General features: G+C 41.6%; 11 protein-coding genes and 1 tRNA gene. 9 read left to right on the forward strand and 3 right to left on the reverse strand.

Annotation, left to right across the window (positions count from 1 at the left end):
* Window positions 1-168: 168 nt before the first annotated feature.
* Window positions 169-648 carry a peptide-methionine (S)-S-oxide reductase MsrA gene (msrA, locus tag MSG37_RS18930; RefSeq protein WP_248472228.1) on the reverse strand — a complete coding sequence of 160 codons (480 nt, stop codon included), beginning with the start codon at window positions 646-648 and terminating at the stop codon, window positions 169-171.
* 303 nt (window positions 649-951) lie between these two features.
* Between msrA and astE the strand changes: the two genes are divergently transcribed.
* From astE to MSG37_RS18960, 6 genes are all read left to right on the forward strand, one after another.
* Window positions 952-1,989 (forward strand): succinylglutamate desuccinylase, encoded by a 1,038-nt coding sequence (gene astE, locus MSG37_RS18935; protein ID WP_248472229.1) that lies wholly within the window; start codon window positions 952-954, stop codon window positions 1,987-1,989.
* 183 nt (window positions 1,990-2,172) lie between these two features.
* Complete coding sequence (locus MSG37_RS18940) at window positions 2,173-3,351, forward strand: thiamine pyrophosphate-dependent dehydrogenase E1 component subunit alpha (RefSeq protein ID WP_248472230.1); 1,179 nt, start codon at window positions 2,173-2,175, stop codon at window positions 3,349-3,351.
* Between the two features lie 3 nt (window positions 3,352-3,354).
* A complete protein-coding gene (locus tag MSG37_RS18945) occupies window positions 3,355-4,332 on the forward strand; it encodes a transketolase C-terminal domain-containing protein (RefSeq protein WP_248472231.1) in 978 nt (325 codons plus the stop codon).
* A 9-nt stretch (window positions 4,333-4,341) separates the two neighbouring features.
* The gene (locus MSG37_RS18950) at window positions 4,342-5,952 is read left to right on the forward strand and encodes a dihydrolipoyllysine-residue acetyltransferase (RefSeq protein ID WP_248472232.1); all 1,611 of its coding nucleotides are present in this window, start codon (window positions 4,342-4,344) and stop codon (window positions 5,950-5,952) included.
* Between the two features lie 156 nt (window positions 5,953-6,108).
* Window positions 6,109-7,176, forward strand: coding sequence for a quinolinate synthase NadA (gene nadA, locus MSG37_RS18955; RefSeq protein WP_248472233.1), 1,068 nt, complete (start codon window positions 6,109-6,111; stop codon window positions 7,174-7,176).
* Window positions 7,177-7,442: 266 nt separating this feature from the next.
* Window positions 7,443-7,532: transfer RNA gene (locus MSG37_RS18960), tRNA-Ser, on the forward strand.
* 433 nt (window positions 7,533-7,965) lie between these two features.
* Here the strand turns inward: MSG37_RS18960 and MSG37_RS18965 are convergent.
* Together MSG37_RS18965 and cls are read right to left on the reverse strand one after the other, a co-directional pair.
* On the reverse strand, window positions 7,966-8,607 hold the full coding sequence (locus tag MSG37_RS18965) for a sulfotransferase (RefSeq protein ID WP_248472234.1): 642 nt from the start codon (window positions 8,605-8,607) through the stop codon (window positions 7,966-7,968).
* A 101-nt stretch (window positions 8,608-8,708) separates the two neighbouring features.
* Window positions 8,709-10,166, reverse strand: coding sequence for a cardiolipin synthase (gene cls / locus MSG37_RS18970; RefSeq protein ID WP_248472235.1), 1,458 nt, complete (start codon window positions 10,164-10,166; stop codon window positions 8,709-8,711).
* Between the two features lie 159 nt (window positions 10,167-10,325).
* Between cls and MSG37_RS18975 the strand changes: the two genes are divergently transcribed.
* The 3 genes from MSG37_RS18975 (at window position 10,326) to MSG37_RS18985 (ending at window position 15,448) form a co-directional block, all read left to right on the forward strand.
* Entirely contained in the window at window positions 10,326-11,219 is an 894-nt protein-coding gene (locus MSG37_RS18975; protein WP_248472236.1) for an endonuclease/exonuclease/phosphatase family protein, read from the forward strand.
* A gap of 147 nt (window positions 11,220-11,366) precedes the next feature.
* Complete coding sequence (locus tag MSG37_RS18980) at window positions 11,367-13,298, forward strand: ATP-dependent DNA helicase RecQ (protein ID WP_248472237.1); 1,932 nt, start codon at window positions 11,367-11,369, stop codon at window positions 13,296-13,298.
* 377 nt (window positions 13,299-13,675) lie between these two features.
* A complete protein-coding gene (locus MSG37_RS18985) occupies window positions 13,676-15,448 on the forward strand; it encodes a DUF885 domain-containing protein (protein ID WP_248472238.1) in 1,773 nt (590 codons plus the stop codon).
* The last annotated feature ends 164 nt before the right edge of the window (window positions 15,449-15,612 follow it).

Consider the following 15,612-nt stretch of genomic DNA (forward strand, 5'->3'; position numbering starts at 1 on the left):
TGCGGTACAAGCTTCTAAATCAGGGATGATTTAGTAGAGCCTATAGGGATATATTTACGGCGTCTTGTTAACGCACGCTAGGAAAGCTCCCTTTTAGGGAGTCCGCTTCATAAGGGCTAGCAAAGCCACCTTCTTCAGAAGGTGGATCTTTTACTGGTCGCGTTATGCTTAGTAGCTAATATGGCAGCTTGGTAGGTTATTTTTAGCCAAATAATCTTGATGATAGTCTTCTGCTTGATGAAATTGTTGGCAGGGAACGATTTCAGTAACTATTGCTCGGCTTCCCCATTTTTGGCTTTTAATTAGCTCAAGCTTTGACGTTTCCGCTTGCTGCTTTTGAGTTTTATCGTGAAAAAAGATAGTACTGCGATACTGACTACCAATATCGCCACCTTGCTGATTTAAGGTGGTGGGATTATGATTTTGCCAAAAAATAGCTAATAAATCGTCAAAGGATACAACGGCGGGATCGAACTCGACCTGCACAACTTCAGCATGTCCGGTGATGCCTTGTTTGACATCTTGGTAGCGGGTAAATTGATCTTTTCCTCCCATATAGCCACAAGTGCAATCATTTACACCGTTAACTTTACGGAAAAAATACTCAACTCCCCAAAAACACCCTGCGCCAAATGTTGCTAATGCCATTGCTGTTCTCCTTAAAACCAAAACTACATAGTTAACTGCTAACGAATTGTTGCTATCTGCTAACTATATTCAGCCGTTTGGATGGCTAGACGGCTTAATCTTGTTTTATTTTGACGAACAATGCAAGCATAAATTGGTTTACCTGAGTAATTGTTATACAAAGCTTGGTAAATCCTTAGCAGAATTGGTGCGCAATTATGCTACTATTCCACGCAGAATTAGTGACTGTCACCAACGAGATAGCTAGTTTTTACTGGATCTTGCGTGACGTTAAGCTGACAAACCAATAATAAGGAGTAGTTTGTGTTTCACGAATTGAAACAGTCTAAGGACTTTTTAGCGCTGACTCTGGCACACCCTCAACACATTGCAGAGCCCTTTGAGTTTACACTTGATAATCAAATTCATGTTCAGGTTTGGGATACCGGTGTAATAGTATTTGAACCACTCAATGTGGAGCACACGAAGGATATTGTCCTTTCTTGTGCGGTTCACGGTAATGAAACCGCCCCCATTGAGCTGTGCAATGAGTTAATGACTCAGTTACTCAGTGAAGAAATCGCCTTAACCGAGCGAGTGCTGTTTTTAATTGGTAACCCTGCCGCAATTCACAATGGCACCCGCTTTATTGAAGAAAACCTGAATCGATTATTTAATGGAGCGCACTCAGCAGGAGAAGGATTAGTTAACGCTGAGCGTTTAAGGGCTAAGAATTTAGAGCAATATGTTGATAAGTTCTTTATGTCGCAAGAGGGAGAGCGTCAACGAATTCATTATGATTTACATACTGCTATTCGAGGCTCGAAACATGAGAAATTTGCCATTTATCCCTACCGTGGGGAGCGTAAATATAGCCGCCAACAGATCATGTTTCTCGAGTCTTGCGGTGTAAACACCATCTTATTTCACCACGAACCAACTACTACCTTTAGTTACTTTTCTTCTCAAAATTATCAAGCCGACGCATTTACCATTGAACTCGGTAAAGTTTTCCCTATGGGGCAAAACGATATGACTCGCTTTATCGCAATGAAAGAGATGCTGACTTTGCTGCTTAGCGGCAAAGATCTGCAACTGCCGAAATTCGATTTAAAACGTCTTAACCTTTACCAAGTATGCCGTTCGGTGAATAAACGTTTCGATGATTTTGAATTTACTTTCGCTAACGATGTCGAAAATTTCACAGCCTTTCCACAAGGGTATATTTTAGCTAAAGAGGGCGGACAAGAGGTAAAGATTGAACATGAGTTTGAAGCCATTGTGTTCCCCAATGCCAAAGTGCCCGTAGGGCAACGCACTGTACTTATGTTAAAGGCTGCGGACGATAGCAATATCGATTAGCTGCTGAATGAATAACTGTGCATGTAAACCAATATATACATGCAATGAGCTGCTAAGTTGTCGTTTGAATGATGGGAAGTATTGAGAGTTAGTTTACGTTAACGTAATGTTCTTCCCGCGTATCAAAATAGAAAGGCGTTGCTGCAAGTCATAAAGCGACGCCATCAATAACAAGAGCACATTATGAGCAACGCAACAACGAATGCTGAAACAGTCCATCGCGTGAGCTTTCTTGATAAAGACTCATTAGCGATCCCAATTTTAAAAGTGTTACAAGCAGACGGCACCGCCTATGAAAATGCGGTTTTACCTGTTATCGACGAGACCTTAGCCAAAAAAATTCATGATACCTGCGTGTTTACTCGCGTACTAGACGAGCGTATGTTGGGTGCGCAGCGTCAAGGTCGTATTAGTTTTTACATGACCTGTACCGGTGAAGAGGCCTCTATTATTGGTAGTACTGCCGCGTTAGATGATGGCGATGTTATTTTGGCTCAATACCGTGAGCATGCAGCGCTACGTTATCGTGGTTTCACCACTGAGCAGTTTATGAATCAGATGTTCAGTAATGAGAAAGATTTTGGTAAAGGCCGTCAAATGCCAATTCATTACGGCAGCCAAGCATTAAATTATCAAACAATTTCATCACCGCTAGCCACTCAAATTCCCCAAGCAACGGGCGTTGCATATAGTCTAAAACGTCAAGGTAAGCGCAATATCGCTATCTGTTATTTTGGAGAGGGGGCTGCATCTGAAGGTGATTTCCACGCCGGCTTAAATATGGCCGCAGTGCTGAACACACCAGTTATTTTCTTCTGCCGTAACAATGGTTACGCCATTTCAACGCCAACTGATGAGCAGTTTAAAGGCAACGGTATTGCAAGCCGCGGTGTGGGTTATGGCATGCACACTATTCGTGTCGATGGTAACGATATGCTGGCAGTACTTGCTGCAACTCAGCAAGCGCGTGCTTATGCACTTGAGCATAATGCGCCAGTGTTAATTGAAGCAATGACATACCGCCTTGGCGCACATTCTTCATCGGACGATCCTTCAGGGTACCGCTCTAAAGAGGAAGAGGCTAAATGGCAGCAACATGATCCGGTTAAACGTTTTAAGTTGTGGATGGTAAACAAAGGCTGGATGGACGAGCAAACTGACAGCGAGCTTTACGTTAAATATCGTGAAGAAGTGTTAGCTGAGCTAAAAGTCGCTGAAAAAGTGCCGACGCCGCATATCGATGAAATCATTACTGATGTCTACGATAAGCCGACACCTATTTTACAAAAGCAGTTAGCTGAACTTAAAAAACATATTAAGAAATATCCAGAATCCTATCCAAAAAGCGCAGGGAGAGTATAAGCCGTGGCTCAAATGAATATGTTGCAAGCCATTAACGAAGCCCTAAGCTCGGAAATGGAAGCGGATCAAACAATGACGGTGTTTGGCGAAGATGTCGGACATTTTGGTGGGGTATTTAGAGCTACATCAGGTCTGCAAGAGAAGTTTGGTCGTGATCGTTGTTTCAATACGCCTCTTACTGAACAAGGTATTGCGGGTTTTGCCAATGGTTTAGCCTCAAATGGCATGACAGCGGTGGCTGAAATTCAATTCGCCGATTATATTTTTCCTGCAATCGATCAAATCGTCAATGAAAGCGCCAAGTTTAGATACCGCAGCGGTAACGAATTTGATGTTGGCGGTTTGGTATTTAGAACACCTTATGGCGGTGGTATTGCAGGCGGTCATTATCATTCACAATCGCCAGAGGCCTACTTTACGCAGACTCCGGGATTAAAAGTGGTTGTGCCACGTAACCCAGAGCAAGCTAAAGGACTACTTATTGCGTCCATCCGCGATAAAAACCCAGTGATATTTTTTGAGCCAAAACGTCTTTATCGTGCCTCTGTTGGTGAAGTGCCTGAAGGCGATCACGTTATTGAATTGGGTAAGGCTGAAGTGGTTCAAGAAGGTAGTGATATTACCTTATTGGGTTGGGGCGCGCAGATGGAAATCCTTGAGCATGCTGCTGAAAAAGCAGCGAAAAAAGGTATTTCATGCGAAATTATCGACCTAAGAACGCTATCACCTTGGGATGTTGACACGGTAGCTGAATCAGTTAAAAAGACTGGCCGCTTACTTATCAACCATGAAGCGCCATTAACCGGTGGTTTTGCTGGCGAAATTGCAGCAACAATTCAAGAAGAATGTTTCTTATATCTTGAGTCGCCAATTGCGCGTGTATGTGGACTGGATACACCGTATCCGTTGATCCATGAAAAAGAATATATGCCAGACGCATTAAAGACGTATGAAGCGATCTTAGCTTCGGTCAATTTTTAGGAGCCGGCCATGATTAAAGATTTTATCCTACCGGATATCGGCGAAGGCGTCGTTGAATGTGAGCTGGTTGAATGGTTAGTTGAAGAAGGTGATAGTGTGGTTGAAGATCAGCCTATTGCCGATGTAATGACAGATAAAGCATTAGTGCAGATCCCTGCGCCAAATGCTGGGGTGATCACTAAGCTGTTTTACGGCAAAGGTGAGATCGCAAAAGTGCATGCACCTTTGTATTCCGTTGATGTCGCGGAAGAGGGTGAAAGCACCCCTGAAACACAAGCAGCGAATGTAGCCGTTGAACAAGAAGATGCTGTAAGCGTACAGAATAATGCTGCCACAGGTGTCATTATTGAAGAGTTCCTATTGCCGGATATCGGTGAAGGGATAGTTGAGTGTGAACTCGTTGAATGGTTAGTCGAAGAAGGTGATTCTGTAGTTGAAGATCAACCTATTGCCGATGTAATGACTGACAAAGCACTCGTACAAATCCCGGCGATTAAAAACGGTAAAATTACTAAGTTACATTACCGTAAAGGCCAACTTGCAAAGGTACACGCGCCGTTATTTGCCATTGAAGTGTCAAATGAAGCGCCAGTCATTACTAGTACACAAAGTAATGCCACAGCTGATAGTGCTCAAGAGCTACCAGTACAAAACGCTGAACCTGTTGCACAGGGTAAGGCGTTAGCTAGCCCAGCTGTACGACGCTTAGCACGTAGTTTAGATCTTGATATTGCAACAGTTACTGGCAGTGGTAAGAACGGACGCGTGTATAAAGAAGATATTGAGCGTCACCAATCAGGTCAAACAACTGCGCCTAAAGCTCAAAGTGCTCAGCTTACTAGCAATGCTGTAAATACTAGTTCTGCTAATAATGCTTCTGTCGCTAACAACACAGCAGTAGCAAGCAGCAATAGTGCAGATAGAGTTGAGCCTATTAAAGGCGTTCGCGCAGTAATGGCGAAGATGATGACTGAATCTGTTTCAACTATTCCTCACTTTACTTACTGTGAAGAATTTGATTTAACAGAATTGGTTGCACTACGCGAAAGCATGAAGAAGAAGTACTCAACAGATGAGCTAAAGCTCACTATGATGCCGTTCTTTATGAAGTCAATGTCTCTGGCGTTAGCGCAATTTCCGGATATGAACAGCCAGGTGAATGCAGACTGCACTGAGCAAACGTTCTTAGCGAGCCATAATATCGGTATGGCCGTTGACTCAAAAGTGGGTTTACTGGTGCCTAACGTTAAAAACGTACAAGACAAAACCATTTTGGAAGTTGCTGTTGAAATCACTCGTTTAACTAACGCTGCTCGCAGCGGTCGTGTATCTCCAGCAGATCTTAAAGGTGGCAGCATCTCTATTTCAAACATTGGTGCGCTTGGCGGCACAGTCGCTACGCCAATAATTAATAAGCCAGAGGTTGCAATTGTGGCTTTAGGTAAGCTGCAGGTGTTACCAAGGTTTAATGATAAAGGCGAAGTCGAAGCGCGCAAGATCATGCAAGTGAGTTGGTCTGGCGATCACCGAGTTATAGATGGCGGTACGATTGCTCGTTTCTGCAATTTATGGAAACTTTATCTAGAGCAACCACAAGAAATGCTATTAGCGATGCAATAAGCACAGTAGTATAGTTCGTTATACTAAAGTATTTCAACAGGTTAAAAGGCGCTTATTTGAGCGCCTTTTTTTATGCTCAATATCGCTATAAGAGTTTTAAAATTGTGAACTATTCCGTATAATTCCGCTAATCTGTTATTGCCCTTTGGTTGTACTATGAGCGCGTTTGCCCCAATTATCGAAAATATTGATTATCCTTTCCCGGCCAAACCTATTCCTTTATCTGATGAAGCAAAAGCTGAATCGAAAGCCAAAATTAAGCAGCTTTTAAAAGATAAAGATGCGGTACTCGTTGCCCATTATTATACAGATCCTGAAATTCAAGCTTTAGCTGAAGAGACGGGCGGTTGTGTATCTGATTCGTTAGAAATGGCGCGTTTTGGCCGTGATCACCCAGCAAAAACCTTGATTGTTGCTGGCGTTAAGTTTATGGGGGAAACCTCTAAAATCTTAAGCCCTGATAAAACAATTCTAATGCCGACATTAGAAGCAACATGCTCGCTTGATCTCGGTTGCCCGATTGATACATTCAGCGAATTTTGTGATGCTCATCCAGACCATACCGTTGTTGTCTATGCCAATACCTCTGCAGCTGTAAAAGCGCGCGCTGATTGGGTTGTTACATCAAGTATCGCGTTAGAAATTGTTGAGCACTTAGATAGCCAGGATAAAAAGATTATCTGGGGGCCTGATCGTCACTTAGGCAGCTATATTGCCAAGCAAACTGGTGCCGATATGTTGATGTGGCAGGGCGAGTGTATTGTTCACGATGAGTTTCAAGCTAAAGCACTGCGTGAACTTAAAAAGATTCATCCAAATGCAGCGGTATTGGTGCATCCAGAGTCTCCAGCAAGCGTTGTGGAACTTGCCGATGCTGTTGGTTCGACAAGTCAGCTTATTAAAGCAGCCCAAACGATGGATAACGACACGTTTATCGTTGCAACCGACAAAGGGATCTTCTATAAGATGCAGCAAGCTGCACCTGATAAGAACTTAATTGCGGCGCCGACAGGCGGTAACGGAGCAACTTGTAAGAGCTGTGCACATTGCCCGTGGATGGCAATGAATGGCCTTAAAGCAATTGAAAGTGCCTTGGAAAATAAAGATCCAAGTCAGCATGAGATCTTCGTTGATGACACATTACGTTTAGATGCACTAAAGCCACTAGACAGAATGTTAGACTTTGCAGCGACCTTGAACATGAAAGTAAAAGGTAACGCTTAAGCTTCAATAGTTATTGAATAAAATAGCCCGTTTTAACGGGCTTTTTTGTGTCCTAAATGCACCTAATGCGGAGATAATTACAGCAACCCATTACATTGATTGGTATTATTGATTAGCAATTATGCAAACGTTTGTGAATAAGCTTATTTGTCTTGACGCAATTAGGCGATTTCAGTAAAGTAGCGCTCCGTTGCTAAGCAAATAACTGTTTGTCAGATATTAAGATTTAGCGACCGTGGTGCTAAACACGTAAAAGATATTGCATCGGTGAGCTGGCTGAGTGGCTGAAGGCGCACGCCTGGAAAGTGTGTTTAGGTTAACCCCTAACGAGAGTTCGAATCTCTCGCTCACCGCCATACAATAAAAATCCCGTTATCGAAAGATAACGGGATTTTTGCTATTTGCAGCCTTGTATGACCAATGAGCCTGAATTTATCTATTCCTACTGCTAAGGTTAGCTCTTTAAGCTCTAATACTTAGCTCTTATCTTTGGCTCTAATGTTTAAGTTTTATGCTTAGCCATTACGTGCTGTAAACTTCAGCCGATACCCGAGTGACTGATAGCTCATTAGAGAGCTATCAATATAATTCTTGCTAAAAAGACTCTGTCGGGAATTATTAGCGGCTATCCTGTTAAAAGTCTTTATATTAGTTAAATTAAGGCCTATCAAATATTTTGATGCAAAGTTCTATATGTAAGCTCTATATGTAAGCTCTATATGTAAGCTCAAGATGTAAGCTCAAGATGTAAGTTCCATGCGTAGTTCTATGGTTAGGTATACTTTGATCTTACTTACGCTTATTGGCGTACTCAAAGAACTTGCGATGCTCAGGTCCTGCGCTATTGGCGTTGACTTTATTTGGATGCTTATGCTCCTTCCAGCATGCCACCTTCCTGCCAATATTAAGGTGCGGAAAAATAGGCGTTCCGTCGAACTCTACCTCTAGAAATTGCAGCAGTCTGCTAAGGCTACTGCTTTCGCTAATGTCGATGCGAAGTAAATCATCGCGACCATTAAAGTAATCTAAAACTTCGCTTTGATGATGTAAATAGCAGGCTTTAAGGTGCTCAGCATCATCAGGGATAGCAGTTGTGGCAAGTTCAAAGGTTTGATTAAAAGTACGTTTTAAAATTGGATTAAAGGTACCTGTTGTTAGGTCGAGTTCTGCTTTCATCTTGTTCACTAGCATTTGCATAGAAGGTACCCAGAGCGATAAATCACGCTCTAGGTATACAAATTTGGAGCCTGGAAATAAACTATCAAGCTCTTTGTAATCGCAAAAGCAAGGTGAGTCTGAAACTATATCAGCTAATGTAAAAGCATGTTTAGTGTAAGCTGTATGCGCTACTTTAAAGCCGTAATCTAACATAGCGACACTGATACTGGTTGTGCCGGTACGGGGTAGGCCAATAATAAAAACTTTATTCATATCATTCCAAATAACGCATATTGCGATAACAACCTGGTGTGCAGTTGCAGATTATTTTGATTGTTAACTGCTTTTAAAAACAGATTAATGCTGTGTGAAAGCTATAACAAAGGGCTAAAGAGATAAAAGATTCGCTCTGCTGTGCGGCTAGCAATCGAGCGCTTTTCCCATTCAATTTGTGAAACCAAGTCTGCATCAGCTAAATAGCCTTGCTGAACACGCTCTAGCTTTTCGGTGAATTCGAGATTATCGACCGCGAGGGTTACTTCAAAATTAAGCCACAAGCTGCGCATATCCCAATTAACGGTACCAATCAAACAGTGGTTACTGTCTATTACTACACTCTTGGTATGTAATAGCCCACCTTTAAAGCGATGAATATTAACCCCAGCTTCAAGTAATTCACTAAAAAAAGCGCGGCTAGCCCATTCAACCATAATAGAGTCGTTTTTATCAGGAATGATGATATCGACTTGCACATTTCGCTGCGCGGCAATAACAAGTGCCATATGCAGATTGTCGCTTGGCACGAAGTAGGGCGTAGTGATCACGATACTTTTTTGCGCTTGATAGATACTTTGCAGCAATACTCGATGAATCACCTCTTCACGCATGCCTGGTCCAGATGGGATCACCTGAACTAAATCGGTAATTTCACTGTCTTCGTGTGTAAGGCATTTAGGTTGCTCAGGTAAAAAACGTTCGTTGGTTTCTACTTCCCAGTCCCAAGCATGGATACTGTTTAATACCGGCACAGATGGGCCGGTGATCCGCACCATGACATCAATCCATTGGCCAACGCCGGCATCTTGGTTGAAGTATTTAGGGTCAACAAGATTCATTGAACCTGTGTAGCCAATTAAGTTGTCAATCACCACAATTTTACGGTGTAAGCGCAGATCTAAGCGTCTAAAGAACATTCGAAAAGGCGATACTTCAAGTGCACTTATCACTTGTATGCCGTGGCTTTTCATTAATTTTGGCCATTTGCTTTTAAAAAAGTGTCGGCTGCCAGCAGCATCGAGTAACAAACGAACTTCAACACCTCTTGCAGCACTCTCGATTAGCGCATTGGCCACATCGTCGGCGCGTCCACCAGGATGCCAAATGTAAAACTCTAATAAAATGGTTTGCTTTGCTTGTTCAATATCGGCAATAAGCTGATCTAATATTTCATAGGTTTCGCTGCATAGGGAGAGGTTGTTATCTGCTAAGGCGGGAATGCCGACTTGTTTTTCACAGATCGCACTAATAGATTGGCCATAAAGGCTGGCGACATGAGGTCGGTATTGACGATATTCATAGAGTTTTTTAAACCATTCACCATAAGGCTTAAACATTAGCTCTGCACGTAAGGCTCTTTTTTTACCTAAATTGAGTTCGCCAAATAATAAATAAGCAAAAGCACCACCCAAAGGCACGATATAAATAATCATTAGCCAAGCAAGGGAAACGCCAATAGAACGCCTTTTAGCTACGACGCGAATGCTGATCCCGGCAATCACCAGCCAATACAGAAATACCCCTGCTATGGTTAGTAGCTGGTAAAACTCATACATATTGTGCTTGATAGTATTTTCCTCAGGCGCGTTGCTAACAAGGTTAAGTTGGAGCTAAGTAACCTAAAATTTATGTAGAAAGATTATGTGACTAAACTAATGAGCTATTATAATGAAAAGATTACTTTAAATCTAAGTACAGAGTTGAATTAGCCCACTATGGCAAAAATTATTCGCAAACTTATTTTTCTATCTCTTATCGCAATCGTCGCGGTGGTTTTCTACATTTATGACGCTGCGGTGATCCCAGCTGAAGATGTATTGCTTACGAATGAGCAAGGCCAAAGCCAGGTGACTCAATGTATCACACAAACGAGCAATGCACCTCTGGATAGACACGGCAATTTAGACGTCACCACCTGGAACCTATATAAGCAGCAAAGTGATGGTTGGGATCAAACATTAAAACAACTTGTTGAACGTACAGATTTATTGCTTCTACAAGAGGCGCAACTATCTGATGAACTCCAATCTTTTGTAGAAACACAAGAACTTTATATGTTGCTGGCGCGAGCATTTAATTTTGCTGATGAACCCATAGGTGTGATGAATCTAACGCGTGATAAAGCCCTCAGTAGTTGTGTATTTAGAAAGGCTGAGCCTTACATTAACTTCCCCAAGTCTATGCTGGTATCATATTACTTACTTAGTGATGCAAGCCAGCTGTTAGTGGTTAATATTCATAGCATCAACTTTACCTTTGGTATTGATGAATATTTGGCGCAGTTAAGCGTGGTAAAACAGGCAATGAAAGACCACCAGGGACCAATAGTGTTTGCTGGAGATATGAACACTTGGAGTGATCAGCGTAGCGCGGCAATTGATGAAATAGTAAAGGCTGCAGGTTTAGTTGAGGCAATACCGGAAAATGATTCGCGTACGACATTTTTTGGTCATAATTTAGATCATATTTTTTATCGGGGTTTAGAACTGGTTAATGCCGAGTCGATTATTACTGCAAGTTCAGATCACAATCCGGTTAAAGCTTACTTTAGACTTGAAAAAAAATACCCCGTTAAAGCGCAAAGTCAGCAGCAAGACAGCGCGAACTAACTGCACTAGGGTAAATTAATAAAGGCTTAAAGCTGCGTAATGTTGAATTTGATATGGCTCGGTTCTCAAACAAACACAGCGATTACGCTTTCCCGTCATTTTAGCCAGTTATTAAGCTGGCTTTTTAATATAAAAACAGGGTTATATATGGAAAACGCTCACGCGTTACTTGCGCAGTATTTTGGTTTTAATCAGTTTCGCCCTGGACAGGGTGAGGTGGTTGAAAATGTATTAAACGGTAACAGTGCTGCCGCAATTTTCCCTACTGGTTCAGGTAAGTCTCTTTGTTATCAGCTTCCAGCTTTATCCTTACCACACTTAACTTTAGTGGTGTCACCTTTATTGGCATTGATGGATGACCAATTACAATTTTTAAACAGTAAAGGGATTGCTGCTGCCTCTATTGATTCGACCCAAACTAACGAACAAAGTAGCGCTGTCATTCAAGGTGTCACAGACGGCACAATTAAAATTTTGATGATTTCAGTAGAGCGCCTTAATAATGAGCGCTTCAGACGTTTTATTGCATCAGTTCCTATTTCATTATTGGTTATCGATGAAGCCCACTGTATTTCTGAGTGGGGCCATAACTTTCGCCCTGATTACTTAAAATTACCGGCATATCAAAAGCAGTTAAATATTCCACAGGTACTGTTGTTAACTGCAACAGCTACGCCTCAAGTTATTAAAGATATGGGAAGTAAGTTTTCCATACAAAAAGAGTGCGTAACGCTTACCGGTTTTTATCGCTCAAATTTAAACCTGCAAGCTGTCGGCATTCGCTCTGTAGATAAAATGGCTTATTTAAAAGATTGGTTGGCAAACCATAATGGCAAAAGTGGCATTGTTTATGTCACTTTGCAGCAAACCGCAGAGACGGTAGCTAAGGCCTTGGCTGGGGCAGGGCTCAATGCTACTGCATACCATGCCGGTATGGATAGCGACAAAAGAAAACAGATTCAAAATCAGTTTATGGCCGGTGAGGTCCCGATTATTGTCGCGACAATCGCTTTTGGCATGGGTATAGATAAAAGTGATATTCGCTTTGTGGCGCATTTCGACCTACCTAAGTCGATTGAAAACTATGCTCAAGAAATTGGCCGTGCAGGTCGAGATGGATTTAGCTCAGACTGTTTGGTGCTAGCTAATCGCGATAATTTAAGTGTGTTAGAAAATTTTGTCTATGGCGATACCCCCGAAGCCAGTGGTATTGAATTTGTATTGCAAGAGATTAAACAAGCTGCAGTTGATGGTGGGCAATGGGAGGTACTGTTAACGCCATTATCAAATGCGTCGAATATACGCCAGCTGAGTTTAAAAACGTTATTGGTTTATTTAGAGATGCTGAGGGTGATTAAGCCTAAATACAGTTATTTTGCTGACTATCGTTTTAAATTGTTGTGCCCGTTGGCTGAGCTGTTGGCAAAATTCGACCCGCAAAGGCAAGAGTTTATTAATGCGCTGCTAGATAGCTCTGATAAAGCCAAAATTTGGTACAGCGCAAATTTCACATCATTAGAGCAAACTTTGCCTAATAGCCGGGACCGCGCAATTAAAGCGCTAGACTATTTACATCAAAAACAACTTATTGAGCTTGAAAGTAAACAATTAACCCAAGTTTACGATGTATACAGTGGCAATATTAATGATTCTATCGCAACACGTTTATTTGAACGCTTTAGTATGAAAGAGCAAAGCGAGATCAATCGTATCAACCAATTGGTCGATTTTTTTGATAGTGAATCATGTTTGAGTTTACAGTTAGCACAGTATTTCGCCGATCCATTTTTAACTGAGCCTTGCGGTCATTGCAGCGTATGTGCTGGGCAAAGTGCCCATCTGCCAGCGCCCGCGCCATTATCGCCTTTAACTGAGTTAGATTTTACCAGCACTTGCGGCGATGCTATGACAAAACTGGGCAGTAAAGCTACTCCAATTCTGTTAAGTCGCTTTTTATGCGGACTTACTACGCCCATTTTTACCAAATTGAAAATGCGCCAAGTACGTGGTTTTGCCCAGCTCGAAAATTATCGATTTAAAGACGTGTTAAATTGGGTAGAGCTGAACATAAATCGCTAATCATGAAAATAGGTAAGCATTGCTCTAGCGATACCATCGTTAGAGCAATTTTCTGCCAAAAAGTCGTTTTAGTAAAACCAACGCCTAATAGGCTCTAGCAATATAACTTCACTGAGCCCAAATCCCGGTTTTTTTATAAGCCGACTCATAAATGAGAGTTGGCTGCTCCTGAATTAGCTAGAGCCTTTGTCAGCCTAAATAATGCTAACTTTTAGATACAAATATAATGGCAAAAAGCAGCTTGTTAAAGGTTTGAGTTATGTAACAAAGGTTGTCTAATTTGGTTTAATTACTGAAAAATTAAACAGAACATGATTTACTTGGGGCGATTATAAAAAGTGGCAAAGACCACGAACTCTCAAATTAAGGGAATCACCATGAAAAAAGCCGTATTGCCGTTGGCTATCGCCTTATCTCTAGTTGGCTTAACTGCCTGTCAGACCCAATCAACGACTGATGTTGCTGCTGTCGAAATTTCAGATCAAAAACTCGCATTTGAGCAATTTAGCCAAAGCTTTATCGATTCACTTTGGATTGAGTCACCGACATGGGCACTGTATAGCGGCTTTCATAAATATGATGGTGTTTTAAAAGTTCCTAATGCTGCCACTCGTGCAGCAAGTCTGGCTTTTATTGATGCTCAGCAAAGTGCATTGAGTAAGTTTGACCCAAGTATGATGAGTCCTGCGATGTTAACGGACTATCGACTTATCGAGAACCTATTGGCGGAAATGAAATGGGATCTAGAAACATTTAAATCATGGCAGTGGAACCCATCAAGCTATAACGTTTCTGGTGGTTTTGCGCAAATCATCAATGAAGATTTTGCACCGTTAGATGAACGCTTACGTTCAGTCTTAGCGCGTATGGAGAACGTACCCGCATATTATGCCGCCGCACGAGAAAATATAGTTAAGCCAACTTTAGAGCACACGCAGTTAGCGATTATGCAAAACCAAGGTGCTTTCTCAGTTTTTTCGAGTGAGTTACTTGATAAAGCAATTACCTCTGATTTAACCAATGAAGAAAAGGCATTATTTGCCACGAGATTCAATAAAGTTTCAATGGCAATTAATGAGCACATTGATTGGTTAAAGGCATTAGAAGTTGATTTAGCTAAAAATGGCGCTAAAAGTTTCCGCATTGGTGAAGAACTTTATGAGCAAAAATTTGCTTATGATATTCAGGCTGGTATGACGGGTAAAACACTCTATGAGAAAGCCGTTGCTGATAAAAATCGTGTTCAAGCTGAAATGGCAAAGATCACTCATAAGATTTGGAGCAAGTATTTTGATACGCCAATTCCTGCCGATGATAATGTTGCTATTAAACAACTGATCGACAAATTATCAGCAAAGCATGTTAAGCGAGAGGACTTTGTGGATGAGGTTCGCGCGCAGATCCCAGAATTAGTTGAGTTTGTTAAGGCTAAAGATCTCGTCACTTTAGATCCAAATAAGCCACTTGTTGTGCGTGAAACGCCTGCTTATATGCGCGGTTATGCTGGGGCATCAATTAGTGCGCCTGGACCGTACGAAAAATCAGGCAACACTTATTATAATGTCACACCACTTGATGGTATGAGCGATGAGTCTGCAGAAAGCTACCTACGTGAATATAACCATTGGATTTTGCAGGTGCTTAATATCCATGAAGCGATTCCTGGGCACTACACTCAACTCGTTTATTCAAATGAATCGCCAAGCTTGATTAAAAGCTTATTTGGTAATGGCGCGATGGTAGAAGGTTGGGCTGTTTATACCGAGCGTATGATGCTAGAAGAAGGCTATGGCGACTTCGAACCTGAAATGTGGTTGATGTATTACAAATGGAACTTACGAGTCATTTGTAACACAATTTTAGATTACAGCATTCAAGTTAAGGGAATGACTGAAGAACAAGCATTAGATTTGATGATGAACGAAGCGTTCCAGCAACAAGCAGAAGCAGAAGGTAAGTGGCGTCGAGCGACATTGAGTCAGGTGCAGCTAACCAGCTATTACTCTGGTTATCGTGAGATCTACGACTTCAGAGAAGAGTATAAAGCGCTTAAGGGAGATGATTTTGATCTAAAAGCGTTCCACGAAGAGTTTTTAAGTTACGGCAGTGCACCAGTAAAATATATTCGTGAGCTGATGCTTAACAAGTAATTCGAATTTTTTATACTTTATATTCAATCATAAAATTGGAAGGCCAGTAGCTTTTGCTGCTGGTCTTTTCTATTTGGTAGAAAAAAATAACAAAATATGGTGCTTGTTAAGTTAAACAGACTAGTCAAAGCGATTCTTTTATTGTAATCTAAATGATAACAATT

The organism is Shewanella sp. 1CM18E, assembly GCF_023161665.1.
Lineage (GTDB): Bacteria > Pseudomonadota > Gammaproteobacteria > Enterobacterales > Shewanellaceae > Shewanella.

Excerpts from the sequence above, each read along its gene's own strand:
- MSG37_RS18950 (WP_248472232.1), top strand. The coding sequence starts at position 4,342 with ATGATTAAAGATTTTATCCTACCGGATATCGGCGAAGGCGTCGTTGAA.
- MSG37_RS18985 (WP_248472238.1), top strand. The coding sequence starts at position 13,676 with ATGAAAAAAGCCGTATTGCCGTTGGCTATCGCCTTATCTCTAGTTGGC.
- MSG37_RS18965 (WP_248472234.1), bottom strand. The coding sequence starts at position 8,607 with ATGAATAAAGTTTTTATTATTGGCCTACCCCGTACCGGCACAACCAGT.
- nadA (WP_248472233.1), top strand. The coding sequence starts at position 6,109 with ATGAGCGCGTTTGCCCCAATTATCGAAAATATTGATTATCCTTTCCCG.
- MSG37_RS18980 (WP_248472237.1), top strand. The coding sequence starts at position 11,367 with ATGGAAAACGCTCACGCGTTACTTGCGCAGTATTTTGGTTTTAATCAG.
- cls (WP_248472235.1), bottom strand. The coding sequence starts at position 10,166 with ATGTATGAGTTTTACCAGCTACTAACCATAGCAGGGGTATTTCTGTAT.
- MSG37_RS18975 (WP_248472236.1), top strand. The coding sequence starts at position 10,326 with ATGGCAAAAATTATTCGCAAACTTATTTTTCTATCTCTTATCGCAATC.
- MSG37_RS18940 (WP_248472230.1), top strand. The coding sequence starts at position 2,173 with ATGAGCAACGCAACAACGAATGCTGAAACAGTCCATCGCGTGAGCTTT.
- msrA (WP_248472228.1), bottom strand. The coding sequence starts at position 648 with ATGGCATTAGCAACATTTGGCGCAGGGTGTTTTTGGGGAGTTGAGTAT.